We start from the raw sequence: 25,942 nt of genomic DNA on the forward strand, positions 1-25,942 counted from the left end.
CTAAGTGCTCACGTCGAGCGAGGTGGGTGGCCGGGTGCTCGGCCCAGGCCTGATGTGTCAGTACCCGGAGGCGTAGGGGAGGAAGGACGCCCAGGTGGTGGGGGCGAGGGCTAGGCGGGGGCCGCGGGGGTTCTTGGAGTCGCGGACGTGGATGGTCGCCGGAGTGGTGGCGACCTCGACGCAGGACGGGCCGTCGTCCGAGCTGTGACTGCTCTTTATCCACTCCAGCTTGCCGTCGACTCCGTCAGAGGGCTTGAGGGTCATGACTCTCCCAGCACTTTTTCGATGAAGGCCAGCGACTCTCGTGGTGTGAGGGCCTGCGCCCGGATGATGCCATAGCGCATGTCGAGGACCGTGGTCTCTTTTGGGTCGGTGATCACGCGGTTGGTGAGCTGGACTTCGTTCAGACCCACGGCCGCTCCGTCCTTGAGCTTGAGCAGTCGGAAGGGGCCGCCGAGGCCTGAGTTCTCCTCCCGGCTCAGAGGCAACACCTGCAGGTCGACATTCCGCAGCCGGGCCACTTCCGACAGCCGTTCGAGCTGGTTGCGCATCACCATCTTGCCTCCGATCAAGCGGCGCAGCGTCGCTTCGCACAGCACAAAGCTGAAGAGCGGGCGAGCCGTTGGGGTGCAGAAGATCTCTTGGCGATCCAGCCGAGCGGCTACCCGCTGCTCCAACTCCTCTTCCGCGAACTGCGGTCGCCGAGAGCTGAACACTGCCCGCACGTATGCCTCAATCTGCAACAGCCCGTCGATGACACAGTTGTTGTAGGAGCAGATCTCGATGGCTTCCGCCTCCAGGCGCTTCACATCTCGCACCTTCTTCGGGTACCTGGCTTCCGCCACGTCCCCCTTCATCGCGGAGATCCTGCCGCCCGCCCCCAGCACCTCGTCCGCCGCGTCCAGGTACTCCGGCCGGGGAATCCGCCGCCCCCGCTCCACAGAGGAGACCATCTCTTCCCCGTACTGGATCGCCGCCCCGAACTCCGCCTGGGTGAGGCCGGCCGACTCCCGCCACAGCTTCAACTGCCGTACGACCGTCCGCATCACGGCCCCGGCCTCTTCGTCGTCCGGTCCCGCTTCCCACTCGTTCATGCCCGTCGTCCTCCCGTCGCGCGCCCTTCCCCGGACCAACTCCGACCGCCCGGGCTCGGTCACCCCGGTCAGCCCGGACGGAAATCGGACAGTCACGTACAGCGACCGGCCGTACGAACCGTCCGCCTTCACACGGTATGCGCGTGTGAACACACTGAGTGATGTGAATCCGGGAAACACCACACCACCGAGAAGGGACCCCCCCTGACGACGCTCACCCCCGAGGCCCCCTGGGCGCTGCGCCTGGTCACCGACCGGCTGCCGGTCGGGCCGCCGCCGTACGCGACGGTGACGCTCGACCCCGTCACGCAGACCGCCCGCTACACCGACGCGGCCGGGCGGCCGGTCGAGATGGGCAAGCACGGGACGTCGAGGACGACCGGCACCGCTTCTGTGTCCGGGGGCGGTGACGGGAACGGTCCGCAGTCCCAGAAGCAGGACGACAGCACCACCGACTACGAGTCGGACTGACCGATGACCTCCACCGTCCTGGTCGTCACCGCGCTGGAGGACGTCACCGCGGACTGGGTCGTCGCCGCGTTGAACGAGCGCGGGGTGCCCGTCGTCCGCGTCGACCCCGCCGACATCGGACCCGCCCTGACGTTCGGCTTCCGTATCGACGCGGACCGTTCGGCGTGGAGTGGGTGGCTGCGTACGGCGAGCCGGGAGGTGGAGGCGGGGGAGGTGGCGGCGGTGTACTACCGCCGTCCCACTCCGTACGGCACCCGGTTCGCGCATCTTCCCCGGCAGCAGCGGGACTTCGCCGTCGCCGAGGCGAGACACGGGCTCGACGGTGTCCTGAACGACCTGCCCGGCGCCCGGTACGTCAACCACCCGGCCGCGGTGGCCCGTGCGGAGTTCAAGCCCGCCCAGCTCCGGAGGTTCGCCGGACTCGGGCTGAGGATTCCTCCGACGCTGATCACCAACGACCCGAAGGCCGCGGCGGAGTTCGCCGCCGAGCACGGCCCCGTCGTCTGCAAGACGTTCCGCGGCCTGCCCGCCGCCGACGACGGGCACACCGGAGCGATCTGGACCCAGCGGGTCGACCCGGAGACTTTCGATGACACGCTCACCGTGACCGCCCACCTGTTCCAGGCGGAGATCCCCAAGACCGGTGACGTACGCGTCACCGTGGTCGGCCGCCGGGTCTTCGCACAGCAGATCGCCGCGCCCGACGGCGCGCTGGACTGGCGCCGGGGCGACTGGGGCGCCCTGCTCCACGCACCCATCAGCGTGCCGCCGCCCATCGAGGCGGCGCTGCACACCTACCTCAGCTCGTTCGGTCTGGTCTTCGGCTGCTTCGACTTCGCGCTCACCGACGACGGGGGCGACCCGGAACACTGGACGGCGATCGAGTGCAACCCGAACGGACAGTGGGGCTGGCTTCCCGACGCCGAGGACATCACCGAGGCGTTCGCCGACCTCCTCACCGTGGAAAGAGAAGGCCGTCCATGACGATGCCGTCGACCTCGAAACCGATGCCGCACGGCTGCGCGCAGTCATGGCGGAGGACCTCGCCGCACGCGGGTCGCTGGACGATCCAGCTTGGCGTGCGGCCGTGGAGACGGTGCCCCGGCACCGGTTCGTGCCCGGCTTCTACCTGCCCTCCGACGAGTGCGATGGACAAGGGCTGACCCTGTGGCAGCCGGTCACCGCCGCGCTCGACCGCGGGCGCTGGCTGGCCGCCGCGTACTCCGACGCCACGCTCATCACCCAGTTCGACGGTGACGAACCCGACTGGGAGGACCCGGCCGAGCGGTACGGAGGGGCCCCGACCTCGTCCTCCACCCTGCCGTCGCTCGTGCTGCGGATGTGGGCCGACGCCGATGTGCGGGAGGGGCACACGGTGCTGGAGATCGGCACGGGGACGGGCTACTCGACCGCGCTCGCCTGCGAACGCCTCGGTTCCGGCGGCGTCACGAGCATCGAGGTGGACCCGCGCCGGCTGGAGCGGGCCGCGAGCGCGCTGCAGGCCTGCGGTCACACGCCGACCCTCGCGGTCGCGGACGGGCTGTACGGGTACTGGCCCGAGGCGCGGTTCGACCGGATCGTGGCGGCCTGCTCCTTCCGTGCCGTTCCGCCGGCCCTGGTCGCCCAGACCCGGCCGGGCGGGAAGATCCTGCTGACGCTCTCGGGCTGGCTCTACGGGTACGCCCGCGTGCTGCTCACGGTGGCCAGGGACGGCACCGCCGAGGGGCGTTTACTGGGCGGCACCGTCTCCTTCATGTCGGCCCGTACGCACGCGGCGCCGGCCTTCGGCAACCCCGCCCACTGGGTGGCGGAGCTACCGGGAAGGCCGCGGGTCGCCAGGTACGGTCCCGAGCGGATCACCGCCGCGACCGAGGAGGCCTTCCACCTGCGCTTCCTCGTGCAGAGCGCGGTGCCCGACGCGCAACTGACCACCGTCGGCGACGTCGTGCACCTGGTCGACGTGGCCAGCGGATCGGCCGCCACGCTGACCCCGGACGGCGACGGCGACGGCGACGGTGGTTGGCGGGTGCGGGAGGGCGGGCCGCTCAGGTTGTGGGAGAGCGTCGAGCGGGTTCTCGACGTCTACGACTCGGCCGGACGGCCGGGACCGGAGACCTTCACCCTGTGCGTCCACGACGGCGGGCAGCACCTGCGGCACCCGCGGTTGCCCTGCCTGTCACTGCCGTCGCCCTGAGGGGTGAGAACCCCGCGCCGCCCGGTGCCCCGCCCCGCCGGGCAGCCCGGACGGGACCGGGCACACCACGGACAGCCGCCGGTCGCACGGGCCACTCGCCTTCACAAAGGGCGCGCGACTGAACACGCTGAGTGGCGTGGATCAGGAAACCGTCGCACCGCGCACCCCGCTGCATCAGTTCACCGTGCCGCTGTCCGCCACCCGCCGGGGTGCCCGTCTCGCCCGCCTGCTCGCCGCCGAGCAACTGGGCGCCTGGGGGCTGCCATTGGACCCGGCCCGGCTGATCGTCGCCGAACTCGCCACGAACGCCGTCGTGCACGGCCGTGTCCCCGGCCGGGGCTTCCGGCTCACCCTCACCGTCACCGCGCACGGGGTGCTGCGCATCGAGGTGACCGACCCCAGGGGCGAGAAGGCACCCGCGAGCGGGAGCGCCTCGCCGGAGCCCGCCGAGTCGGGTTACGGCCTGCTGCTGGTCGAGGAGTCGGCCGACGACTGGGGTGTGCTGTCGAAACCGTTCCCGTGCAAGACCGTGTGGGCCGAGCTGGAACTCGGCCGCTTCCGGTGACCTCAGCCGCAGAGGGCGTCGATGTCCTCGGCGAAGGCCGGGAACTCGGCGCGGGCCTCGGCGATGATGGCGCGGGCCGGGCGGCGGGGGGTGGTGGCGTGGCATTCGGCGAGTGCGGTGAGGGCCGCGTCGGGGCGTGACTCGTCGGCCCCGTACATCACGGCCTCGAAAGGCCCGCAGCCGTCGGCCAGCACCCACAGGAAGTCGGACAGGTTCCCGGCCACCACGCCGCACTGGCCCTCCGAGCCCATGAAGACCACGGGCTGTTCGGCGAGGGGCCGGCCGGGCCGTCCGTACCAGAGGGCCGCGAGGCCGCCGGTGCCGTCCTGACCGAACAGCCGGTAGGCGTCGCCGTCGAGCTCGGGGTTTCCGGTCCACTGGCGCAGCCGGTCGGTGGCCTCCTCGGCCGGGCAGAAGGCTTCGTAGAGCTCGAAGTCGATTCCGTCACCGTCGGCGTAGTCGATTCCGACGCGGGCCACGTCGGCGAGGGCGGGTGGAAGGCGGCGGTCGTCACCGGTCAACTCGTTCACGGGCGTACCGTAACTGCCCGCACTGACATGCGGCCTTCGCATCGGCGTGCCGGGCAGGGGGCCCGCCGACGCCCGGAAACACGGGACCCGGTGAGTCCCGCGCCACGACGACGGCCCAGGGCGACGCGCTGTCCGAGCCCCGCCCCATGGCGGACTGTGAGGGCGGATGCAATCGGGTCTTCCGCGCGCCATGGCCCGGGGCATGGTGCCGCGACTGCCGGGCCGCCGCACTCGCGGCCGGGCGGGTCCCGCCTGCGCCGCCCGGCACGGTCTGATGACGTCGGGCCCCGGCCGAGCGCCACTCCTCCTGTACGCGACTAGGAAGTGAGGACGACCAGTCGCTGGGTCGCCCGGGTCATCGCCACATAGCGGTCGACCGCTCCCTCGATGCCCTCGCCGAACCTGTCCGGGTCGACGAGGACGACCAGGTCGAACTCCAGGCCCTTCGACAGTTCCGGGGTCAGCGAGCGGATGCGGGGCGTCGAACGGAACGTGGGGTCGCCGATGACGCAGGCGATTCCGTTGCCGTCGGCGTGGGCGTCGAGCCAGGTGGCGAGGATCGAGTCCAGGTCGGCGACCGATCCGTGGACGACGGGGAGGCCGTTGCCGCGGATGGAGGTCGGGACGTTGGCGTCCGGGAGGGCGGCGCGGATGACCGGTTCGGCCTCCGTCATCACCTCCTGCGGGGTGCGGTAGTTGATGTTCAGGGTGGCGACGTCGATGCGGTCGAGGCCGATGCGCTGGAGCCGCTCCCGCCACGACTCCGTGAAGCCGTGCCGGGCCTGGGCGCGGTCCCCGACGATGGTGAAGCTGCGGGACGGGCAGCGCAGGAGGAGCATCTGCCACTGGGCGTCGGTGAGTTCCTGGGCCTCGTCCACGACGACGTGCGCGAACGGGCCCGCGAGGACGTCCGGTTCGGCCGTGGGCAGGGCGCTCCTGTCGATCAGGCTGTCCCGCAGGTCCTGGCCGTGCAGCATCGTCACCGCGCCCTCGCCGTCGTCGTCGGAGGCGATGACGTTGTCGATGACGCCGGCCATGCGTTCGCGCTGGGCGGCGACGGAGGCGTCGTGGCGGCGCTTGCGCAGGGATGACTTCGGGTCGCCGAGCCGCTGCCGGGCCGCGTCCAGGAGCGGGAGGTCGGACACCGTCCAGGACTGGGCGTCCTCGCCCTCGCGCCGCAGGCGCTTGACCTCGTCGGGGCCGAGCCAGGGGGCGCACATGCGCAGGTAGGCGGGGACCGACCAGAGGTCGGAGACGATGTCGGTGGGTTCGAGGAGAGGCCAGTGGTTGTTGAGGGTGGTGACCAGCTCGTGGTGGGCGCGCAGCGCGCGCTGGAACAGGTTCGGCGGGACGTCGTCGCCGTGTTTGTCCCCGAGGATCGTGACCAGCTCGTCCCAGATCTGCTCGCGCGCCTCATTGTGAGGAGTGCCCGGTTCCACCGCCTGGAACGCCTCGGCCCAGTCCTCGGCGCTCAGCGGAACGGTGGCCCAGGGGGTGGTCACCGCCATGCCCCGGGCGGGCGGATCCTCGTAGAACCGTACGGCCGTCTCGATCGCCCTCACCATGGCCGCGGACGACTTCAGGCGGGCCACCTCCGGGTCGGTCTCGGCCGCCGCCCCGGCCCCCTCGGGGACGAGGTCGCGCAGGGTGCAGGTCTGCACGCCCTCCTCGCCGAGGCTGGGCAGGACGTCGGCGACGTACGCCAGGTACGGCTGGTGCGGGCCGACGAACAGCACGCCGCCCCGGCGGTGACCGAGGCGGGGGTCGGAGTAGAGCAGGTACGCGGAGCGGTGCAGGGCGACGACGGTCTTGCCCGTTCCCGGGCCGCCGTCGACGACCAGGGCGCCGCGCGAGCCCGCGCGGATGATGGCGTCCTGGTCGGCCTGGATGGTGCCGAGCACGTCCCGCATCCGGGCCGACCGGTCGCCGCCCAGGCTGGCGACGAAGGCGGAGTGGTCGTCGAGCGCGGCGGCGTGCCCTTCGAGTCCGTCGGCGGTGAAGACCTCGTCCCAGTAGTCGCTGATCCGGCCGCCGGTCCACCGGTACCTGCGGCGGCTCGCCAGCCCCATCGGATCGGCGTGGGTCGCCGCGAAGAACGGCTCCGCGGCGGGGGAGCGCCAGTCGAGCAGCAGACGGCGGCCCGTGCTGTCGGTGAGGCCGAGGCGTCCGATGTACACGGGCTCGGGGTCGTCCGCGCTCACGATGTGCCCCAGGCACAGGTCCAGGCCGAAGCGGCGCAGGGCGCGCAGGCGGGCGGAGAGCCGGTGCACCTCCAGGTCCCGGTCCATCGCCTCCCGCCCCACGCCGCCGGGCGCCCTGAGCGTGGCGTCCCGGAGGTCGGACAGCTCGGCGATCGCCTGTTCCAGGCTCTCCGCGATGGCCGTGAAGTGCGCCTCGTCGCCGGAGATCAGCTTCGGGTCGGCCTTGGCGGAAAGACGCTCGGGGAGATCGAACACGCTGGTAGGGCTGATGGTCGGGTGGTTAGTCGGCTTCACGAGGATCGATTCTGCGCCATGCCGGGGGCCTTGCCGCAAGCCCCCCGGTGCGCTATAGGTTGAGAGTGGCAAGGAGTGGGTTCACCTCCTTGCCTTCTTGCGGCCCTCTCGCGGCGCTTCCTCGCCGGCTCTCGTCGCCGCCTCGATGGTCACCGCGGGTGGGCAGGCTCTCCTCGCCATGGCGCGGCGTCTCGGCGTGCCTCCTGTGCTCACGTCCTTCAGCGCTCGCTCCTCGACGTCTCCGGACAAGGCGCGCTCTGCGGCACCGGGGCCGGCCTCGGTGCCGCAGCCCGGGACCGGTCCGGCGACGCTTGCCGCCCCTGCCCCTGCGGAACCGGGTTGAGGAAAGGCATCCACCCCCCCGTGCCGCGCTGGCCCTGTTACTCACTTTCGGGTGAACGACAGGGTGGCGCGCGTGGTGGCGCACCAGGGCGTGACTCTGGCTGAACTGTGACGGACCTGGACAGACCATGGGTTGATGCGTGACGCATCTATTCGAACCATGTAATCGAATGATGTATGTGCATCTGGCAACCAAGTATTGCGGACATGTCCTGATTACGTATCCAGTGGGAGAGCTTCCTACGAAAGAACCCGCTACAGCGGCAGAGTGTGGGACCTCGGCAGTCAGCCGGGACGTACCACTCGGAGAGCGCCGCCCGTCCCTGCACCAGGTGGGCCGGCGCACTAATGCGAAGGGGACCACGTGTCTGCTTCTTCCGCCGCTCGCCGTCTGACCGCTGTCGCCCTGGTGACCGGTTCCGTCGTGGCGGCCGCCGCGCTGCCGGCGTCCGCAGTACAGGACAGGGGCCCCGACCGTCAGCAGGTCGTCATCAGCGACGTCCAGTACAACGCTCCCGGCCCGGACAGCCGCAGCAACCGTTCGCTGAACGGCGAGTGGGTGAACATCACCAACCGGTCCCGCCAGAGCGTCGACCTGAGGGGCTGGACCCTGCGCAACAGCGAGGGCGACAGGTACACCTTCCGCCACCTGCGGTTGAACGGCCGCTCGACGGTCAAGGTGCACACGGGAGCCGGCCGTGACACCCGCCACGACGTCTACCAGGACCGCCGTCAGCACATCTGGGACAACCGCTCCGACCGGGCCACCCTGTCGAACCGCCGTGGCTCGGTCGTCGACACCGAGAGCTGGGGCCGTTTCCGCGGCGACGACCGCGACGGCCGAGGCCACGACCGCAACGACCGTGGCGACCGCGACGGACGTGGCGACCGCGACGGCCGAGGCCACGACCGCGACGGACGTGGCGACCGCGACGGCCGAGGCCACGACCGCAACGACCGCAACGACCGTGGCGACCGCGGTAATGACCGCGGTAACGACCGCGGTAACCAGCAGCGCTGATTCACCGACCCGAGGGCGTGTCACGGCAGCCGGCCGTGACACGCCCTCCGGCGTTTCTCCGTTCCTCCGTCCCTCGGGCCGGCCTGTGCGGCGGGCCCGGACGGGCCGCCGCAGTGCCATGAGGAGCCCATGCCGGGGGAACAGATCCGGCTCACACAACGGTGCGGTGCCTCGGGCGTTCCTCCTGCACTCATGGCGTGGACCAGGAACGGGACCGACCGCCCTCGTCGCACTGCTGAGGCGCGACGACTGCTCCTGGCCTCACCTCACCGACCGGATCGAGACGGTCGGCAGTGCACCTGAAGTCCTACTGGGACACCGTGCGGATGAGCTTCTTGTTGACGAACTCCTCGGTGCCCGGGCGGCCGAGTTCGCGGCCGAAGCCGGAGCGCTTGATGCCGCCGAAGGGGAGTTCCGCGCCCTCGGCGCCGACGCCGTTGACGAAGACCATGCCGGCCTCGATGCGGTCGGCGACGCGCTCGGCCTGGGCGGGGTCCGTGGTGAAGAGGTAGGAGCCGAGGCCGTAGGGGGTGTCGTTGGCGATGCGCAGGGCGTCGTCCTCGTCGGCGGCCGGGAAGACCATGGCGACCGGGCCGAAGAGCTCCTGGCGGGCGGCCGCGTGGTCGGTGGTGAGGCCCGTGAGGACGCCGGCCGGGAAGTACGCGCCGCGCCGCTCGCCCTCGGTGTGCAGCGTGGCGCCCTCGGCGACCGCCGCGTCCACCTGGCGGCCCAGGTTCTCGGCCGCCGCCGCCGAGGACAGGGGCGCGCCGGTCGCGCCGGCCAGCAGGCGGGCGGTGAACTTCTCCACGAACGCGTCGTAGAGGTCCTGGACGACGACGAACCGCTTGGCCGCGTTGCACGCCTGACCGGTGTTGTCGAGGCGCGCGGCGACGGCGGAGTCGACGACCGAGTCCAGGTCGTCGGTGGACAGCACGATGAACGGGTCGGATCCGCCCAGCTCCAGCACGACCTTCTTCAGGTGGCGTCCGGCGATCTCCGCGACGGCCGAGCCGGCCCGCTCCGAACCGGTGAGCGAGACGCCCTGGACGCGCGGGTCGGCGATCACGTCGGCGATCTGCTCGTTGGTCGCGTAGACGTTGACGTACGCGCCCTCGGGGAAGCCCGCCTTCGTGAACAGCCGCTCCAGCAGCGCCGCGGTGGCCGGGCACTGCGGGGCGTGCTTGAGCACGATGGTGTTGCCGATGGCGAGGTTCGGGGCGGCGAACCGGGCCACCTGGTACGCCGGGAAGTTCCACGGCATGATGCCCAGCAGGACGCCCAGCGGGCTGCGCCGGACGACGGCGCTGCCGGGGCCGGAGGTGACGTCGAGCGGTTCGTCGGCGAGGAACTCCTCGGCGTGGTCGGCGTAGTAGTGGTAGATGTCGACGCAGAAGCCGACCTCGCCCTCGGCCTCCGCGAGCGGCTTGCCCATCTCGCGCACGATGCTCGCCGCCAGCTCCTCGCTGTGCTCCTGGTGCAGGTCGCCGATCCTGCGCAGCAGCGCCGCGCGCTCGGCCACGGTGCTCCTGCGGCCCCACGCGGTGGCCGCGTGGGTGGCGGCGGTCAGTGCCGCCTCGACCTCGGCGTCACTGGCGGTCGGGTAGAGCTCGGCGACTTCGCCGGTGGTGGGGTCGGTGACGGCGTACATCAGCGCTCCGGAGAGTGGGGTGCGGGTGGCGTGGCAGCGGTGCTGTGGGGCGGCTGAGGCCGCACATGTTGCTGTATGCCCCATTGTCTTATTGGCCACTCACTCAATAACATCCCCGGCATGACGTCAAGGGGCCCGGAAAAGCGTGTCCGCAAGGCGCCGGCCGAGCGCCGCGGCGAGATGGTCACCGCCGCCGCGCGGGTCGGGCTCGCGGAAGGACTGGAGTGCGTCACCCTGCGCCGGGTCGCCGACGAGCTCGGCGTCCGGTCCGGGCTCGTCGGCCACTACTTCCCCGCGGCGGACAGACTCGTCGCCGAGGCCTTCACCAGCGCCACCATGGCGGAGCTCGACAGCCTGCTGCCGGAGATGTCCACCGACCCCGGCCCCGGCGGTGCGGTGCGTGCGTTGCGGCGGCTCTTCTCGCTCACCTCGAGCGCCGACTTCGACGACGTCAGCAGGCTCTGGCTCAACGCCCGGCATCTGGCACGCTACCGGCCCGTGCTCCGGGATCACGTCATCGAGCAGGACATGCTCTGGTGCCGGCGTGTCGAGCGGGTCGTCGCCGCCGGGGTGGAGGCGCGGGACTTCCACTGCGCCGACCCCTGGGCCGCGGCCGTGCGCATCCTCGTCGCGATCGACGGGGCCAGCGCCTACGTCAACACCGGCGCCGGGCGCCGTGCCGCCCCGCTCGCCGACATGGCCCGTACCCTCGCGGAAGCCGAGCTGGGGCTGGCGTCCGGCGCCCTCCTCGCGCGGCCCTGACGGCGGGGCGGCGGTTCCGGCGCGGGCCGACTCGGCGTCGGTAAAGGCATGAGGCGGGCGGGCGTAGCGTGGGAGGTATGACGACGTACGGATCTTTTCCCGGTACCCGGCCCCGGCGTCTGCGGACCACCCCGGCCATGCGTCGGATGGTCGCCGAGACGCGGCTGCATCCCGCCGACCTCATCCTCCCGGCCTTCGTCCGCGAGGGGGTCACCGAGCCGGTGCCGATCGAGGCGATGCCGGGCGTGGCGCAGCACACGCGCGACTCCCTGAAGAAGGCGGCGGCCGAGGCCGTGGCGGCCGGGGTCTCCGGGATCATGCTGTTCGGCGTTCCGGAGGAGTCGAAGAAGGACGCCCTGGGCACGGCGGGCACCGACCCCGACGGGATTCTCCAGGTCGCCCTGCGGGACGTACGGGCCGAGGTCGGGGACGAGCTGCTCGTCATGTCCGACCTCTGTCTCGACGAGACGACGGATCACGGTCACTGCGGGGTGCTGGACGACCAGGGGCGCGTGGACAACGACGCGACGCTCGAGCGGTACGCCGAGATGGCGCAGGTGCAGGCCGACGCGGGCGCCCATGTCGTCGGGCCCAGCGGGATGATGGACGGGCAGGTCGGCGTCATCCGTGACGCGCTCGACCAGATCGGCCGCGAGGACGTCGCGATCCTCGCCTACACCGCCAAGTACGCCTCCGCCTTCTACGGGCCGTTCCGCGAGGCCGTCGGGTCGTCGCTTCGGGGCGACCGCAAGACGTATCAGCAGGACCCGGCCAACGTCCGTGAATCGATGCGGGAGTTGGCGCTTGACCTGGAGGAGGGCGCCGACCTGGTGATGGTCAAGCCGGCCGGGCCCTACCTCGACATCCTCGCCAAGGTCGCCGACGCCGTGGACGTGCCGGTGGTCGCGTACCAGATCTCCGGTGAGTACTCGATGATCGAGGCTGCCGCCGAGAAGGGCTGGATCGACCGCGATCGGGCGATCCTGGAGGCCCTGACCGGCATCAAGCGGGCCGGTGCGCAGAACATCCTCACCTACTGGGCCACCGAAGTCGCCCAGAAGCTGAGGCGTGACGCGTAGGGGGTTTCCGCTCCGCGCCGAGTAGGCATGGTCAAGTACCCCTGCTTACAGGGGACTTGATCGGCAATGATGTGGGCTGTGCCGTCGGGCCGTTCGGCGGCACGGCCCCTTTGTCGATCTGACCACCGACTCTTCAGGGAGAGCCATGCCCGGTGACGCGCTCAGCCAGGACCCCTCCGAGCTGCGGAGGAGGATCGACAGCGGCAAGGCCCATCCGGCCAGGGTCTACGACGTCTTCCTCGGGGGCAAGGACCACTACGAGGCGGACCTGGCCGCGGCGGCGGCCGCGCTGGCCGCGAACCCGCGCGGGTATCTCGACGTGCGGCACAACCGGGACTTTCTGCGGCGCGCGGTGAACACTCTGGCAGGGAAGGACGGCATCCGTCAGTTCCTCGACATCGGCGCCGGGCTGCCCACCGCGGAGAACGTGCACCAGATAGCCCAGCGCATCACCCCCGCGTCGCGGGTCGTGTACGTCGACAACGACCCGGTGGCGCTGGCGCACGCGCGCGCTCTGCTCAACAGCGGGCCCGAGGGGCGTACGGACTACATCGACGCCGACCTCAACGACCCCGCCCTCATACTCGAACAGGCGGCCGCGACACTGGACTTCGACCAGCCGATCGCCCTCTGCCTGGTCGCCGTGCTGCACTTCGTCGAGGACGAGCAGGCGTATCCGATCGTGCGTGAACTCGTCGAAGCGCTGCCGACCGGCAGCCGCGTGGTGCTCAGCCACATCACCGAGGACCTGAACCCGGAGAACGTCCGCGCGGTACAACGGACCTACACCGAGCGGGGGTTCACCTTCGTGCTGCGCACCCGTGCGGAGATCGAGCGGTTCTTCACCGAGCATGTGCTCGGCCTCGACGAGCCGGGTGTCGTCCCCGCCCACCACTGGCGTCCCGACCACGCGGCGCCCGCCCCCGAGCAGCCGGAGGCCGCCTATCTGGAGGGCCTGGACCCCATCGAACGGATCCGGTACGCGGACATCGACGACGCCACGGACGACGACATCAACGTCTACGCGGCGACGGGAACGAAGAAGTGAGGGCGGCGCCTCCTCCGTCGAGTGCGGGTGAGGGAAGAGGCGCTCAGGGCACGGTGGCCTCGTAGCACTCCGGTTCGTTCTGCCCCTCGGAGCGGAAGCAGGCCCGTACGACCGTGCCCGGACGGGTTCTCGTCATCAGGGTGTAGAGGTACGCCGTCGCGTCCAGGGCGTCCGTGACCTCGGCGGAGCGGGTCGGGCCGGCCGCGGTCAGCTCGATGCGGTCGCCCACCCGCGTGTCCCAGATGCGGCCCCAACTCGTCCCGCACGTGCGGCTGTAGCGCACCTGCAGGTGGGCTCCGGAGGCGGTGCGGTGCTCGACGAGGGTGTCCAGGCCGATCCCGCAGAGCATGTTCATCGGGTCCCGGCCCTCGCAGGCGTCGCCCTGGCAGCGGGGCGCAGGAGGGCCGGTCCCGGTTCCCGTCCCGGTCGCGGGCGGTCTGCGTGCGTCGTCGGGCGTCCGGGCCGCCGGCAGGAGAAGGGCGGTCGCGGTCACGCCGCCGGCGGTCACGGCCAGGACGGCCGCCATGACGGCGGTGGCCCGCCAGGACCGACGGTGGGTGGTCGCGGTGGTCGCGGTGGTCGCGGTGGTCGCGCGGTGCGCGGTCGCGGTGGTCGTGGTGGCCGTAGGGGGTGCGGGCCGGGGAGGGGCGGGGCCCCCGGCCTCGGGCCCCTCCTCCGGTTCTTTCGCCGGTTGCGGCTCCAGTTTCGGTTCCGGTGCGGTCTCCGGACGCGCCGGGGGCGGGGCCTGGGTCGCCCGGCCGCTGCTTTCCGACTCCGCGAGCTCCCACAGGGCCAGACAGCGGCCCTCCGGCTCGCCCGCCAGCCGGCACAGCTCCCGCACGGCCTCACGGGGTGGCAGGATCTCGCCCGTGAGGTAGCGGCCCCAGGAGGACTTGCTGAACGGGGTGCGTTCCCCCAGCCCGGTCAGGCTCAGGCCCGCGCGCTCCTTGAGGCTCCGCAGAGCGGCCGTCAGCCGGGCGCGCTCCGGCGACCTCATCTTCGCAAGGCCCCCCAGGTGTGCGGGCCGACGATGCCGTCCACCACCAGGTCGGCGTCCGTCTGCAGGCGTTTGACGGCCCGCTCGGTCATCGGGCCGAAGATGCCGTCGATGTCCCCCGGCGAGTAGCCCGCCCGGTCCAGCAGGCACTGCGCCTCGGCGACCTCCGGACCGGCGTAGCCGTTCGCCAGGATCTCGTCCCGGGTGGTACTCAGCCCCGCGTGCCAGAGGCCGTCGATCCGCTCCACCCGGCAGGTGTACGCGGGTACGGACCGCGGTGACGCCGCCGGTGCGGCCGACGGGGCGAGCGGCGCGACGGCACCGTGATCGCGGTCTGCGCCCGCCCTGTCGACCAGCACCGCCACCGCCGACACGGCCAGCACCACGGCGACCGCCCCGGCGGCGACCGCCACGTGGAAGGCCCGCCCGCGTGCCGGTTCGGCCCCGGGGCCGGCGGGACCGATCGGATCGAGGGGTTCGAGGGGTTCCGCCCTGCCGGGTTCCGCCGCCGGTTCCGGAGCCCGATCTCGGGCCACGGCCGGAGCGGCGCCCGCGATCGGACCCGCGGGCGCCGTCGCCGTGCGGCCGCTCCACGCCTCCGCCGCGACCTCCCACACGGCCAGCAGCCGGGTCGGCTCCTCGCCGGTGACCGACGCCAGCGCCTCGACGGCGTCCCGGGGCGGCAGCGCCCTGCCGCCGAGGTAGCGCTCCCACGACGAGGAGCTGTACCCGGTCTTCGCCGCCAGCTGACGAAGACTCAGCCCGCTGTGGTCCTTCAGGCGCCGTAATCGCACCACCAAGTTCCGCACGCTCGGGTCGAGTTCTGTGGGCAGGCCCTTCCAACGCGACATGTTCCCCCACTCGCGTGTGCACGGTTCCGTCCCCGTCGCATTGTGCAACAGCATCCACAGTGTGCCCGGTGACGCGGTTCCCGCACCCGCACCGATTCGGCCATCGCCCGTCCCGCCCCGTCCCGCTGCGCCGTCCCGGCGGGACGCGGTCCCGCAGGTCGCGGGGGAGGGTGTCCCATGCCGTCGTCACTTCGGCGGCAATCATGGCCGGACCCGGCCCCGACCCGGCAGTCTCGTCGTCGAGCCGGCCGCTCCGGCCGGCGCCGCCCATTCGAAGGGGGACAAGCATGCGAGCCATGACCAAGGCGCTCGTCAGCGTCACTACGGCCGTGGGGATCGCCGTCGGTGGCCTGGCCACCGCGGGCACCAGCTTCGCGGCCCCGACGCAGGACACCCAGGCCGTGGCGAGTGCCGAGGCGGTCGCTCCGCTCGCGGTGGTCAACCTCGGTCTGAACGCCACCCAGGCCAAGGGCGTCCAGCGCTGGCTGCGGGCGCACTGGAGCTACACCGACTCGATCGACGGCGAACTCGGCCCCAACAGCTGGAAGGCCTTCCAGCGCATGCTCAAGGCGCACCACGGCTACACCGGCGCCATCGACGGATCCGTCGGCAGCGGCACGGTCTCGGCGCTGCAGCGCTTCCTGAAGAACAACGGCTGGGGCTACACCGGCGCGATCGACGGAATCGCCGGCTCGGGCACCCAGGCGGCGTTCAAGACCTTCGCCAACTGGTGCGTCGACACGTACTAGGCACCACCGGCACCGACTCCCGCGGCCCGTCCTCCCAGCGGGGGAGAGGACGGGCCGCGGGCATGCGTCGTGCTTCCGGGCTCAGAGGCGCTCGGGCGTCCTGATGCCCAGCAGGGCCATGCCCCGGTGCAGCGTGCGGGCCGTGATGTCGCACAGGAACAGGCGGTTGGCCACCTGGTCCGGCGACTCGGCCTTCAGCACCGGGCACTTGTCGTAGAACGACGTGTACAGGGACGCCAGCTGGTACAGGTACGCGGCCAGCTTGTGCGGGGCGTACTCGCGTGCCGCGTCCGCCACCGTCTCCGCGAACGCGTCCACGTGCAGGCCCAGCGCCCGCTCAGCCTCGTGCAGGGCCAACTCCGGGTGCGCGGACGGGCGTACACCTTCGGGAGCCTTGCGCAGGATCGACTGGATACGGGCGTAGGCGTACTGGAGGTACACCGACGTGTCGCCGTTCAGCGAGACCATCTGGTCGAGGTCGAACTTGTAGTCCCGGTTCGCCGACGTCGACAGGTCCGCGTACTTCACCGCGCCGACGCCCACCTGGGTGCCCCGCTCGGCGATCTCCTCCTCGGACAGGTCCTGCGCCTTCTCCCGGACCACCGCGGAGGCGCGGTCGATCGCCTCGTCCAGCAGATCCACCAGCTTCACCGTCTCGCCCTCACGGGTCTTGAACGGCTTGCCGTCCTTGCCGAGGACCGTGCCGAACGCGAGCTGGATCGCCTTCACGTCGTCACCGAGCCAGCCGGCCCGGCGCGCGGTCTCGAAGACCATCTTGAAGTGCAGCGCCTGCCGGGCGTCCACCACGTACAGCAGGGTGTCCGCCTTCAGGCGGAACACGCGGTCCCGGATCGCGGACAGGTCGGTCGCCGCGTAGCCGTAGCCGCCGTCCGACTTCTGGACGATCAGCGGGACCTGCTTGCCGTCCGGGCCCAGGACGTCCTCGAAGAACACGCACAGCGCACCCTCGGAGCGGACCGCGACACCCGACTCCTCCAGCAGGCGGCAGGTCTCGGCGAGCATGTCGTTGTAGCCGGACTCGCCGACGATGTCCGCGTCCTGGATCTCCATGTCCAGCTTCTCGAAGACGGAGAAGAAGTAGATCTTCGACTCGTCGACGAACTTCTGCCAGATGGAGAGCGTGCGGGGATCGCCCGCCTGGAGGTCGACCACCCGGCGCCGGGAGCGCGTCTTGAACTCCTCGTCGGAGTCGAACAGCTTGCGCGCGGTCTTGTAGAGGCGGTCCAGGTTCGACATCGCCTCCTCGCCGGAGACTTCGCCCTCCTTGTGGTCCAGCTCGTGCGGGTGCTCGTCCAGGTACTGGATGAGCATGCCGAACTGGGTCCCCCAGTCGCCGATGTGGTGGCGGCGCACCACGTTCTCCCCGGTGAACTCCAGGAGCTGGACCACCGAGTCGCCGATCACGGCGGACCGCAGATGGCCGACGTGCATCTCCTTCGCCACGTTCGGCTGGGCGTAGTCGATCACCGTGGTGCCGGGGTGCGCGGTCACCGGCACGCCGAGGCGCTCGGTGTCCGCGTACCGCGCGGCGAGGTTCGCGGTGATCGCCCGGTCGGCGATCGTGATGTTGAGGAAGCCGGGGCCGGAGACCTCGACGTCCTTGATCAGCTCGTCACCGGTGACGACGTGCGAGACGACCTCGGCGGCCAGCTCCCGCGGGTTCGCCTTCGCCTTCTTGGCCAGCGCCAGGATGCCGTTGGCCTGGTAGTCCGCCCGGTCGCTGCGTCGCAGCAGCGGGTCCGCGCCGGCGGCCTCCGGCCGGGTGGCCGAGAGCGCGGACGCGAGATGCTGCTGGACGGAGTCGCTGAGGGACGTGACCGAGGCCATGGGGTGGCTGCCGTTCTGCTCGGGTTCCGGAGCTGTTGACTACTACAGGTGACTACTGCTGAAGCCGAGTATCCCACGCGGTGAAAAGCGGTTTTCGCGGATGCGGTCCGGGCTGGGAGAATGGAGAGGTCAGCCGTGCGACCGTACCGGCTGCCCGAGCAGAAAGAAGGACGTGCCGATCGTGGCTCAGAGCACCGAGACCACCGACTGGGTCTCCCGTTTCGCGGACGAGGTCATCGAGGAGTCGGAGCGTCGGGCCCCGGGCAAACCGGTCGTCGTCGCGTCCGGACTCTCCCCCTCGGGCCCGATCCACCTGGGCAACCTCCGCGAGGTCATGACCCCGCACCTGGTCGCCGACGAGATCCGCCGCCGCGGCCACCGGGTCCGCCACCTGATCTCCTGGGACGACTACGACCGGTACCGCAAGGTCCCCGCCGGGGTCGAGGGCGTCGACGAGACGTGGGCCGAGCACATCGGCAAGCCGCTCACCTCGGTCCCCGCCCCCAAGGGCTCCCCGTACCCGAGCTGGGCCGAGCACTTCAAGGCCACCATGGTCGAGTCGCTCGCCGAGCTGGGCGTGGAGTTCGACGGGATCAGCCAGACGGAGCAGTACACCTCCGGTGTCTACCGCGAGCAGATCCTGCACGCCATGAAGCACCGCGGCGACATCGACGCGATCCTCGACCAGTACCGCACCAAGAAGGCCCCGGCGAAGAAGCAGCAGCAGAAGGCGGTCGACGAGGCCGAGCTGGAGGCGGCGGAGGGCTCCGGCGCCGCCGCCGAGGACGACGGCAGCACCGGCTCCGCCGGCTACTTCCCGTACAAGCCCTACTGCGGAAACTGCGAGAAGGACCTCACCACCGTCACCTCCTACGACGACGGCACCACCGAGCTGACCTACTCCTGCACCGCCTGCGGCTTCTCCGAGACGGTCCGGTTGAACGAGTTCAACCGCGGCAAGCTGGTCTGGAAGGTCGACTGGCCGATGCGCTGGGCGTACGAGGGCGTGATCTTCGAGCCGAGCGGCGTCGACCACTCGTCGCCGGGCTCGTCGTTCCAGGTCGGCGGGCAGATCGTCGGCATCTTCGGCGGCGAGCAGCCCATCGGCCCCATGTACGCCTTCGTCGGCATCAGCGGCATGGCCAAGATGTCGTCCTCACGCGGCGGCGTGCCCACGCCCGCCGACGCGCTGAAGATCATGGAACCCCAGCTGCTGCGCTGGCTGTACGCGCGACGCCGGCCCAACCAGTCCTTCAAGGTCGCCTTCGACCAGGAGATCCAGCGCCTCTACGACGAGTGGGACCGGCTCGACGCCAAGGTCGCCGACGGCAGCGCCCTGCCCGCCGACATCGCCGCGCACTCCCGCGCGGTGGGCACGGCGGGCGGCGCCCTGCCCAGGACGCCCCGGCCGCTGCCGTACCGCACCCTCGCCTCCGTCGCCGACATCACCGGCGGGCACGCGGACCAGGCGCTGCGCATCCTCAGCGACTTCGACCCCGCCCACCCGCTCGCCTCGCTCGACGAGGCCCGGCCGCGCTACGACAAGGCCGAGGCGTGGATCTCCCTCCACGTCCCGGCCGACCAGCGCACCATCGTGCGGACGGAGCCGGACGAGGAGCTGCTGAAGTCCCTGGACGAGCAGGGCCGCCGGTCGCTGCGGCTGCTCCTCGACGGGCTGGCCGATCACTGGTCCCTGGACGGGCTGACCCACCACGTCTACGGCGTTCCCAAGGTCCAGGCAGGCTTCCCCGCCGACGCCACGCCCAAGGAGCTGCCCGCGGAGATCAAGACCGCGCAGCGGTCGTTCTTCGCCCTGCTCTACCACCTGCTGGTCGGGCGGGACACCGGCCCGCGTCTGCCCACCCTGCTGCTCGCGGTGGGCCAGGAGCGGGTGCGGCGGCTGCTCGGGGACTGATCGACGCGTAGGTATACGACGAGGGGCGCCCGGTGTTCTGCACCGGGCGCCCCTCGTCGTATGTCCACGTCCGCGTGGCGCGGGTCACGCGATGTGGTCCTCCTCCAGCTCCGCGAAGTGTTTTTCCTGGAAGTCCATGACCATGCGCTTGGCCTCGGCGTCCGGCAGGGTGCGGCCGTACGTCGCCTCGACGTTGGCGGCGAACTCGCGCGGAGTCGGGTAGCCGCTGCCGCTGATCGACTGCTTGAAGACCTGGTAGTAGGCCTCCTCGTCCGGGAGCGGGGCCTCCGGTGTGCCGCCGCCCTCGCCCAGCTCACGGGTACGGCCGGGGCCGACCGGGATGGGGAAGGTGCCGGTGTCCTCCGGGGACGGCTCCTGCACCGGGGGTGCCTCCTCGAACTGCCCGCGGTACTGCTCGGCCCGCTCCTGCTCCGCCGCCCACGCGGCGTACTGCGGGTCGTCGGCGGGGTCGTAGCCGCCGTGGTACTCGACGGACTGCGGGTCCCGGGCGTGCAGCCACGAGCTCTGGTCCGGGTCGGGCGGCTGCTGCTCGTACGGCGCGTTCGGGCCGTACTGCTCGTACGGGGGCATGACCTGCGCGTCCGGAACGTCCCGGGGGCCGCGGGTATGGCGGGCGTCGCGGAAGGCCCGGGGGGCCTGGGCCTCGCGATGGCCGCCGTCGCGGTGGTCCTCGTCGTACGCGCCGCCGTCGTTCTCGTCGCCGAAGGCGCCGTGGTTACCGCGGTTGCCGGGGCCGCCCGTCAGTTCGGGGCGCTGTTCGGCGGGCGGGGCCGCCTTCTGCAGGGAGAGCGCCGGTGCCGCGGCGGCCGGGCCGTCCACGGTGGCGGGGGCCGGCGGGATCACCGCCGGTTCGATACCGGCCGCCGCCAGCCCCGCCGGGGCCGTCTCGGCGAGGGGGACGCCGAACTTGGCCAGGCGCAGCGGCATCAGGGACTCCACCGGGGCCTTGCGGCGCCAGCTGCGGCCGAAGCGGGAGCGCATCCGGGCCTGGTAGACGAGGCGTTCCTGCTCCAGCTTGATGACCTGCTCGTAGGACCGCAGTTCCCACAGCTTCATCCGCCGCCACAGCAGGAACGTGGGTATCGGCGAGAGCAGCCACCGGGTGAGGCGGACGCCCTCCATGTGCTTGTCCGCGGTGATGTCGGCGATCCGGCCGACCGCGTGCCGGGCGGCCTCCACGGACACCACGAACAGGATGGGGATCACGCTGTGCATCCCCACGCCGAGCGGATCCGGCCAGGCCGCCGCACCGTTGAAGGCGATCGTCGCCGCCGTCAGCAGCCACGCCGTCTGACGCAGCAGCGGGAAGGGGATGCGGATCCAGGTCAGCAGCAGATCCAGGGCCAGCAGGACGCAGATGCCCGCGTCGATGCCGATCGGGAAGACGTAGCTGAAGTTCCCGAAGCCCTTCTGCAGGGCCAGTTCGCGGACGGCCGCGTAGGACCCCGCGAAGCCGATGCCGGCGATGACCACGGCTCCGGCGACGACCACGCCGATGAGAATCCGGTGCGTCCGTGTCAGCTGAATGGGCGCGGCCACCCGTGCTCCCCTCCTCAAGCGTGTTGTTGCGCGCAACAGAGTGGCACATGTGTGCGGAGAACGAGTGGCCGGTTCCCTATCGGAGCTTCACCGCACGTCTTCGGGCGCGTGCTGATCCCGTCTTCGTGCCCGTCCGGGGGGCACGTCGCCGTGGCCCCCGGACCTCAGTCCTTCGCCGGTGCCGGGGAGGACGCCGGCTTCGACGGCGAACCGCTCTCGGCGGCCCCGCCGGAGCTCTTGCCGTCCTTGGACCCGGTCACGGTCTTCACCGCTTCCTTCGCCGCCTTCTTCGCGTCCTTCATCAGGTCGTCGGCGCTCGGCGCCTTGTCGCCGGCGAGACCCGCCCCGTTGTAGTCGAGGGCGATGACGACGTTCTCGACGCGGGCCACGACCGTCTGCTGCTTGAAGGTGCCTTCCTTCTTCTTCAGGTCGTAGCGCACGGCCGTCGCCTCGTCGCCGGTGTCCGCGACGGGTTCGGACGTCGTGTTCTTGGCGCCCTCGGAGGCCTGGACCTCCTTGACCCGCTTGTCGTAGTAGTCCTTGGCCAGTTCGTCGCCCGCGCCCCGCGTGGTGTCCGACTCGAAGCGCAGCATCGACACGCTCAGCCAGCGGAACTGCGAACCGTCCACGCCCTTGCTGGCGAGGCTGTCCCAGGAGCAGCCGGCGCGCGTGGAGATGTCGTCGGACTGGCTCTCCTTGCCCGACTTCGCCTTCGGTACGAGGTCCTCCAGGGTCTTCTTCGACAGGACGTCGCACGCTTCCGGCAGATCCTTGTACACCGCGGCCCGCACTGTCGGGGACGGGCTGGCGGACGCGGACGCCGACGCCGAGCTGTCGGCCGCCTTGTCCTTGCCGTCGTCGGAGCCGGAGTCCGAGGAGCAGCCGGCGGCGATCAGCATCGCGGGGACGGCCGCCGCGCCGACAAGGACGCGGTGGAGGCGCTTCGCTCTCCCCCGCTGTCCGGACGACGTGGGTGGGGTCCCCCTGTCTCGCTGTGCTCGTCGCTGCATGCTTCCTTCACTCATGACGCTCGTGTTCCCTGCGGTCAAAACGGGCTCCAGGGGGTCACCGTACGCGGTGAGTCCACCGTGTGGTCTTCCTTCGGATGCTTCGCGCAGGGCCGTGAAGGAGGCGTGCGCGAGGATCAGCCGCCCAGCGAACCGGCCAGCAGAGAGGCCAGTTTCCGCGCCCTGTCCTGCATTTCCTTGCTGTCCGGGACGGTGCCGACGGTCGCCGGCTGCTCCGCGTACTCGATCGTCACGATCACGTTGGACGTGCGGAACGCCACAGTCACCGAGCGCTGCTTGACGGTGGATCCGGAGCTGCTCAGCTCGTCGTCGATGAAGGCCTCGTCGCCGAATTCGTCCAGCAGGCGGGGCTGGAGGTCGGCGGGCGGAACGGACGGTGACGCGGGGGAGGACCCGCCCTCGGACGGCGAGCCGGAGCCGGAGGTCTTGGTGGCCGCCGCGGCGTCGGCACCGGAAGGACCGGAGGTTCCGGAGGTTTCGGATGTTTCGGAGGGGCGGGCCGAAGGGGACGAGGACGCGTCCGGATCGGCGGACGCGCTGCCGCCGTCCTCGCCGGCGTCGTCGTCCGTGCCCGGGGAACCGGACTCGGTGGCCGTCGGCTCCGGAAGGCCCGCCGCCGTCCGCTTCGTCGCGAAGAGCTCCTCGGCCTGACTGTCGTCGCTGACGGCGTGGTCGTAGGAGACGACCCGCTCGAAGTCGATGACCAGGCGGTTGGTGGCCTCGGCCGACTCCACCTTCCAACTGCAGCCCACCTTGCGGTCGGTGTCGTACGTGAGCGTGGCCTCGCCCGCGTACGCCTTCGTCCGCTGGGCCTCGTCGGTCATCTCCCCGATGCCGGGCAGGAGTTCGTCGAGCGTCTTGGGGCCGACCGCGCCGCAGGGCTCCGGAAGCGTGGCGTACCTGCCGGGCTGGGCCGCCTGCGACGCCGTCCCGGCGCTGCCCGGGTTGGAGTTGTCCGACGGGCTCCCGTCGCCCGAACTGCCGGTACATCCGGCCAGCAGGGCCGCGAGGAGCGCGGCGACGCCGGGTACGTAGGCCCTCCGCTGCACGGCCGGGCTCCTCTCGACGGTGGGCGCGGACCTGGGCCCGCCGGGTCTACCAGTGTCCTTGCTGCTTATTCGCTTGCCGCACGGGGGCACCCCCGGCAGACAATGTGTATCGCACGCACTGCCGTGAACGCCGGTCCAAAGTCCCTTTCGTCGATCCTGGCGACGGTTTTTGCGCTTTCGCACTTCTGTTTGCTTTTCGGGGGAATGAGGAAAACATGTCGTACGTGGAGATGCCGGGCGCGAAGGTGCCGATCCGCCTGTGGACGGACCCGGCGTCGGTGGAGGAGGTCGCCCTCCAGCAGTTGCGGAACGTGGCGACCCTGCCCTGGATCAAGGGCCTCGCCGTGATGCCGGACGTGCACTACGGCAAGGGGGCGACGGTCGGCTCGGTCATCGCGATGCGGGGCGCGGTGTGCCCGGCGGCGGTGGGGGTCGACATCGGCTGCGGCATGTCGGCGGTGAAGACGTCCCTGACGGCGAACGACCTGCCGGGCGACCTGTCCCGGCTGCGCTCGAAGGTCGAGCAGGTGATCCCGGTCGGGCGCGGGATGCACGACACCCCCGTGGACCCGGCCCGCTTGCACGGGTTCGCGACCGGCGGCTGGGACGACTTCTGGGGGCGGTTCGACGGGGTGGCGGAAGCGGTCAAGTTCCGTCAGGAACGGGCCGGCAAGCAGATGGGAACGCTGGGCGGCGGAAATCATTTCGTCGAAATCTGCACGGACACGACCGGTTCTGTCTGGTTGATGCTGCACTCCGGTTCCCGGAACATCGGCAAGGAACTCGCCGAGCACCACATCGGCGTGGCCCAGAAGCTCCCGCACAACCAGGGCCTGGTCGACCGCGACCTCGCCGTCTTCGTGGCGGACACCCCGCAGATGGCGGCCTACCGGAACGACCTGTTCTGGGCGCAGGAATACGCGAAACGCAACCGCTCGATCATGATGGCGCTCCTGAAGGACGTGATCCGCAAGGAGTTCAAGAAGGCGAAGCCGGCCTTCGAGACGGAGATCAGCGCGCACCACAACTACGTGGCCGAGGAGCGTTACGACGGCATGGACCTGCTCGTCACCCGCAAGGGAGCGATCCGCGCGGGCTCCGGCGAGTTCGGGATCATCCCGGGCTCCATGGGCACGGGTTCGTACATCGTCAAGGGTCTCGGGAACGCCGACTCCTTCAACTCGGCGTCCCACGGCGCCGGTCGCCGCATGAGCCGCAACGCGGCGAAGCGGCGCTTCTCGACCAAGGACCTGGAGGAGCAGACGCGGGGCGTGGAGTGCCGCAAGGACTCCGGTGTCGTGGACGAGATTCCGGGCGCGTACAAGCCGATCGAGCAGGTCATCGACCAGCAGCGGGACCTCGTGGAGGTCGTGGCGAAGCTGAAGCAGGTCGTCTGTGTGAAGGGCTGACCGCGGGAGCCGGTGCCGCCTCAGCGCTCCCGGTGGATCTTGCTGTTCGACGCCTGGGCGCGCGGGCGGACGACCAGCAGGTCGATGTTGACGTGGCTGGGGCGGGTCACTGCCCAGGTGATGGTGTCGGCGACGTCCGCCGCGGTGAGGGGCTCGGCGACGCCCTCGTACACCTGGGTGGCCTTCGCCTCGTCGCCGCCGAAGCGGGTGAGGGCGAACTCGTCGGTCTTCACCATGCCGGGCGCGATCTCGACGACGCGGACGGGCCGGCCGACGATCTCCAGGCGCAGGGTCTCGGCGAGGACGTGGGCGCCGTGTTTGGCGGCGACATAGCCGGCGCCGCCCTCGTAGGTGGCGTGCCCGGCGGTCGAGGACACGACGACGACCGTGCCGTCGCCGCTCGCCTCCAGCTTGGGCAGCAGGGCCTGGGTGAGGTGCAGGGTGCCGATGACGTTGGTCTCGTACATCCGGCGCCAGTCCTCCGGGTCGCCGGTCGCGACCGGGTCGGCGCCCAGCGCGCCGCCGGCGTTGTTGACCAGGACGCCGATGGTCCTGAACGCGGTGGCGAACTCGTCGACGGCCGCGCGGTCGGTGACGTCGAGCGGGTACGCGGTCGCCGTGTGGCCCGCCGCGTGCAGCTCCTCGGCGAGCGCCTCGATCCGGTCCTTGCGGCGGGCGGTGAGGACGACGCGGTAACCGGCCTCGGCGAGTCCGCGTGCCGTGGCGGCCCCGATCCCGCTGCTCGCGCCGGTGACGACGGCGATACGCGACGCTGCGGACGGTGGTGCGGCGGCCATGGGGTTCCTCCATGCGGGCGACTGCGGTGCCGGGCCCGGCCAGGATATGCGGGAGCGGGCGGTCCGCCGGGGCGGCCCCGGCCCGCGCGGGCGCACGGGTGCGGGGACGCGGTGGCCGCGGGGGTGCGGTGGATCCGGTGGGGGTCAGCCGTGGCGCGGGGCCCACATGATCACGGCCATCCCGGCCAGGCAGATCAGCGCGCCGGCGATGTCCCAGCGGTCCGGGCGGTAGCCGTCCGCGACCGCGCCCCACAGAAGCGAACCGGCGACGAAGATGCCCCCGTACGCGGCGAGGACGCGGCCGAAGTGCGCGTCGGGCTGGAAGGTCGCGACGAATCCGTACGCGCCGAGGGCGAGGACGCCGCCCGCCGCCCACATCCAGCCGCGCTGGTCCCGTACGCCCTGCCAGACCAGCCAGGCGCCGCCGATCTCCAGGATCGCGGCGAGGACGAACAGGGCGGCGGAGCGGGCGATCAGCATGCGGGCAGCT

The 25,942-nt window shown here is 71.3% G+C and carries 24 protein-coding genes; 11 read left to right on the forward strand and 13 right to left on the reverse strand.

Annotated elements, in window-relative coordinates:
- Positions 1 to 57: 57 nt before the first annotated feature.
- Together OHB56_RS24010 and OHB56_RS24015 are read right to left on the reverse strand one after the other, a co-directional pair.
- Positions 58 to 264, reverse strand: coding sequence for a DUF397 domain-containing protein (locus tag OHB56_RS24010; RefSeq protein WP_406355574.1), 207 nt, complete (start codon positions 262 to 264; stop codon positions 58 to 60).
- Positions 261 to 1,094, reverse strand: a complete 834-nt coding sequence (locus OHB56_RS24015; RefSeq protein ID WP_406355575.1) for a helix-turn-helix transcriptional regulator — start codon at positions 1,092 to 1,094, stop codon at positions 261 to 263. The genes OHB56_RS24010 and OHB56_RS24015 overlap by 4 nt, the downstream gene beginning before the upstream one ends.
- Positions 1,095 to 1,331: 237 nt before the next feature.
- Here OHB56_RS24015 and OHB56_RS24020 point away from each other — a divergent pair, with 237 nt between their 5' ends.
- From OHB56_RS24020 to OHB56_RS24035, 4 genes are all read left to right on the forward strand, one after another.
- On the forward strand, positions 1,332 to 1,565 hold the full coding sequence (locus OHB56_RS24020; protein ID WP_406359204.1) for a putative ATP-grasp-modified RiPP: 234 nt from the start codon (positions 1,332 to 1,334) through the stop codon (positions 1,563 to 1,565).
- Positions 1,566 to 1,568: 3 nt separating this feature from the next.
- Positions 1,569 to 2,549 carry an ATP-grasp ribosomal peptide maturase gene (gene tgmB / locus OHB56_RS24025; RefSeq protein WP_406355576.1) on the forward strand — a complete coding sequence of 327 codons (981 nt, stop codon included), beginning with the start codon at positions 1,569 to 1,571 and terminating at the stop codon, positions 2,547 to 2,549.
- A 46-nt stretch (positions 2,550 to 2,595) separates the two neighbouring features.
- On the forward strand, positions 2,596 to 3,759 hold the full coding sequence (gene tgmC / locus OHB56_RS24030) for an ATP-grasp peptide maturase system methyltransferase (protein ID WP_406355578.1): 1,164 nt from the start codon (positions 2,596 to 2,598) through the stop codon (positions 3,757 to 3,759).
- A 136-nt stretch (positions 3,760 to 3,895) separates the two neighbouring features.
- Positions 3,896 to 4,324, forward strand: a complete 429-nt coding sequence (locus OHB56_RS24035) for an ATP-binding protein (RefSeq protein ID WP_406355579.1) — start codon at positions 3,896 to 3,898, stop codon at positions 4,322 to 4,324.
- A 2-nt stretch (positions 4,325 to 4,326) separates the two neighbouring features.
- On the opposite strand, the gene OHB56_RS24040 is transcribed toward OHB56_RS24035, so the two are convergent.
- Together OHB56_RS24040 and helR are read right to left on the reverse strand one after the other, a co-directional pair.
- Positions 4,327 to 4,854 (reverse strand): SMI1/KNR4 family protein, encoded by a 528-nt coding sequence (locus OHB56_RS24040; RefSeq protein WP_406355581.1) that lies wholly within the window; start codon positions 4,852 to 4,854, stop codon positions 4,327 to 4,329.
- A 317-nt stretch (positions 4,855 to 5,171) separates the two neighbouring features.
- Entirely contained in the window at positions 5,172 to 7,349 is a 2,178-nt protein-coding gene (gene helR / locus OHB56_RS24045) for an RNA polymerase recycling motor ATPase HelR (RefSeq protein ID WP_406355583.1), read from the reverse strand.
- Between the two features lie 706 nt (positions 7,350 to 8,055).
- Between helR and OHB56_RS24050 the strand changes: the two genes are divergently transcribed.
- Positions 8,056 to 8,712, forward strand: coding sequence for a lamin tail domain-containing protein (locus OHB56_RS24050; RefSeq protein ID WP_406355585.1), 657 nt, complete (start codon positions 8,056 to 8,058; stop codon positions 8,710 to 8,712).
- Between the two features lie 307 nt (positions 8,713 to 9,019).
- On the opposite strand, the gene OHB56_RS24055 is transcribed toward OHB56_RS24050, so the two are convergent.
- Positions 9,020 to 10,360: an NAD-dependent succinate-semialdehyde dehydrogenase gene (locus tag OHB56_RS24055; RefSeq protein WP_406355586.1), complete on the reverse strand. Its 1,341-nt coding sequence runs from the start codon at positions 10,358 to 10,360 to the stop codon at positions 9,020 to 9,022.
- A 120-nt stretch (positions 10,361 to 10,480) separates the two neighbouring features.
- Between OHB56_RS24055 and OHB56_RS24060 the strand changes: the two genes are divergently transcribed.
- The 3 genes from OHB56_RS24060 to OHB56_RS24070 all read left to right on the forward strand — a co-directional run bounded on the left by OHB56_RS24060 (position 10,481) and on the right by OHB56_RS24070 (position 13,249).
- Entirely contained in the window at positions 10,481 to 11,122 is a 642-nt protein-coding gene (locus OHB56_RS24060) for a TetR family transcriptional regulator (protein ID WP_326754096.1), read from the forward strand.
- Positions 11,123 to 11,199: 77 nt separating this feature from the next.
- Positions 11,200 to 12,201, forward strand: a complete 1,002-nt coding sequence (gene hemB / locus OHB56_RS24065) for a porphobilinogen synthase (RefSeq protein WP_406355588.1) — start codon at positions 11,200 to 11,202, stop codon at positions 12,199 to 12,201.
- Between the two features lie 145 nt (positions 12,202 to 12,346).
- Positions 12,347 to 13,249, forward strand: a complete 903-nt coding sequence (locus OHB56_RS24070) for an SAM-dependent methyltransferase (protein WP_406355589.1) — start codon at positions 12,347 to 12,349, stop codon at positions 13,247 to 13,249.
- Positions 13,250 to 13,292: 43 nt separating this feature from the next.
- Here OHB56_RS24070 and OHB56_RS24075 read toward each other — a convergent pair whose 3' ends face one another.
- Together OHB56_RS24075 and OHB56_RS24080 are read right to left on the reverse strand one after the other, a co-directional pair.
- Positions 13,293 to 14,246, reverse strand: coding sequence for a helix-turn-helix domain-containing protein (locus tag OHB56_RS24075; RefSeq protein ID WP_406355590.1), 954 nt, complete (start codon positions 14,244 to 14,246; stop codon positions 13,293 to 13,295).
- On the reverse strand, positions 14,243 to 15,097 hold the full coding sequence (locus tag OHB56_RS24080; protein WP_406355592.1) for a peptidoglycan-binding protein: 855 nt from the start codon (positions 15,095 to 15,097) through the stop codon (positions 14,243 to 14,245). The genes OHB56_RS24075 and OHB56_RS24080 overlap by 4 nt, the downstream gene beginning before the upstream one ends.
- Before the next feature lie 287 nt (positions 15,098 to 15,384).
- Here OHB56_RS24080 and OHB56_RS24085 point away from each other — a divergent pair, with 287 nt between their 5' ends.
- On the forward strand, positions 15,385 to 15,846 hold the full coding sequence (locus OHB56_RS24085; protein WP_406355594.1) for a peptidoglycan-binding protein: 462 nt from the start codon (positions 15,385 to 15,387) through the stop codon (positions 15,844 to 15,846).
- 81 nt (positions 15,847 to 15,927) lie between these two features.
- Here OHB56_RS24085 and argS read toward each other — a convergent pair whose 3' ends face one another.
- Positions 15,928 to 17,694 (reverse strand): arginine--tRNA ligase, encoded by a 1,767-nt coding sequence (gene argS, locus OHB56_RS24090; protein WP_055625566.1) that lies wholly within the window; start codon positions 17,692 to 17,694, stop codon positions 15,928 to 15,930.
- A gap of 172 nt (positions 17,695 to 17,866) precedes the next feature.
- Here argS and lysS point away from each other — a divergent pair, with 172 nt between their 5' ends.
- Positions 17,867 to 19,609 carry a lysine--tRNA ligase gene (gene lysS / locus OHB56_RS24095; RefSeq protein ID WP_406355596.1) on the forward strand — a complete coding sequence of 581 codons (1,743 nt, stop codon included), beginning with the start codon at positions 17,867 to 17,869 and terminating at the stop codon, positions 19,607 to 19,609.
- An 84-nt stretch (positions 19,610 to 19,693) separates the two neighbouring features.
- Here the strand turns inward: lysS and OHB56_RS24100 are convergent, their stop codons facing one another.
- The 3 genes from OHB56_RS24100 to OHB56_RS24110 all read right to left on the reverse strand — a co-directional run bounded on the left by OHB56_RS24100 (position 19,694) and on the right by OHB56_RS24110 (position 23,246).
- On the reverse strand, positions 19,694 to 21,169 hold the full coding sequence (locus OHB56_RS24100; RefSeq protein ID WP_406355598.1) for a DUF2637 domain-containing protein: 1,476 nt from the start codon (positions 21,167 to 21,169) through the stop codon (positions 19,694 to 19,696).
- 164 nt (positions 21,170 to 21,333) lie between these two features.
- Positions 21,334 to 22,179, reverse strand: a complete 846-nt coding sequence (locus tag OHB56_RS24105; protein ID WP_406355600.1) for a DUF3558 family protein — start codon at positions 22,177 to 22,179, stop codon at positions 21,334 to 21,336.
- Between the two features lie 134 nt (positions 22,180 to 22,313).
- Positions 22,314 to 23,246, reverse strand: a complete 933-nt coding sequence (locus OHB56_RS24110) for a DUF3558 domain-containing protein (RefSeq protein ID WP_406355601.1) — start codon at positions 23,244 to 23,246, stop codon at positions 22,314 to 22,316.
- Between the two features lie 215 nt (positions 23,247 to 23,461).
- Between OHB56_RS24110 and OHB56_RS24115 the strand changes: the two genes are divergently transcribed.
- Positions 23,462 to 24,655 (forward strand): RtcB family protein, encoded by a 1,194-nt coding sequence (locus OHB56_RS24115; RefSeq protein WP_406355603.1) that lies wholly within the window; start codon positions 23,462 to 23,464, stop codon positions 24,653 to 24,655.
- 20 nt (positions 24,656 to 24,675) lie between these two features.
- Here OHB56_RS24115 and OHB56_RS24120 read toward each other — a convergent pair whose 3' ends face one another.
- Positions 24,676 to 25,452: an SDR family NAD(P)-dependent oxidoreductase gene (locus OHB56_RS24120; protein WP_326754107.1), complete on the reverse strand. Its 777-nt coding sequence runs from the start codon at positions 25,450 to 25,452 to the stop codon at positions 24,676 to 24,678.
- 144 nt (positions 25,453 to 25,596) lie between these two features.
- The gene (locus OHB56_RS24125) at positions 25,597 to 25,932 is read right to left on the reverse strand and encodes a YnfA family protein (RefSeq protein WP_326754108.1); all 336 of its coding nucleotides are present in this window, start codon (positions 25,930 to 25,932) and stop codon (positions 25,597 to 25,599) included.
- Between the last annotated feature and the right edge of the window lie 10 nt (positions 25,933 to 25,942).

The organism is Streptomyces sp. NBC_01635, assembly GCF_045209715.1.
GTDB classification, from domain to species: domain Bacteria; phylum Actinomycetota; class Actinomycetes; order Streptomycetales; family Streptomycetaceae; genus Streptomyces; species Streptomyces hirsutus.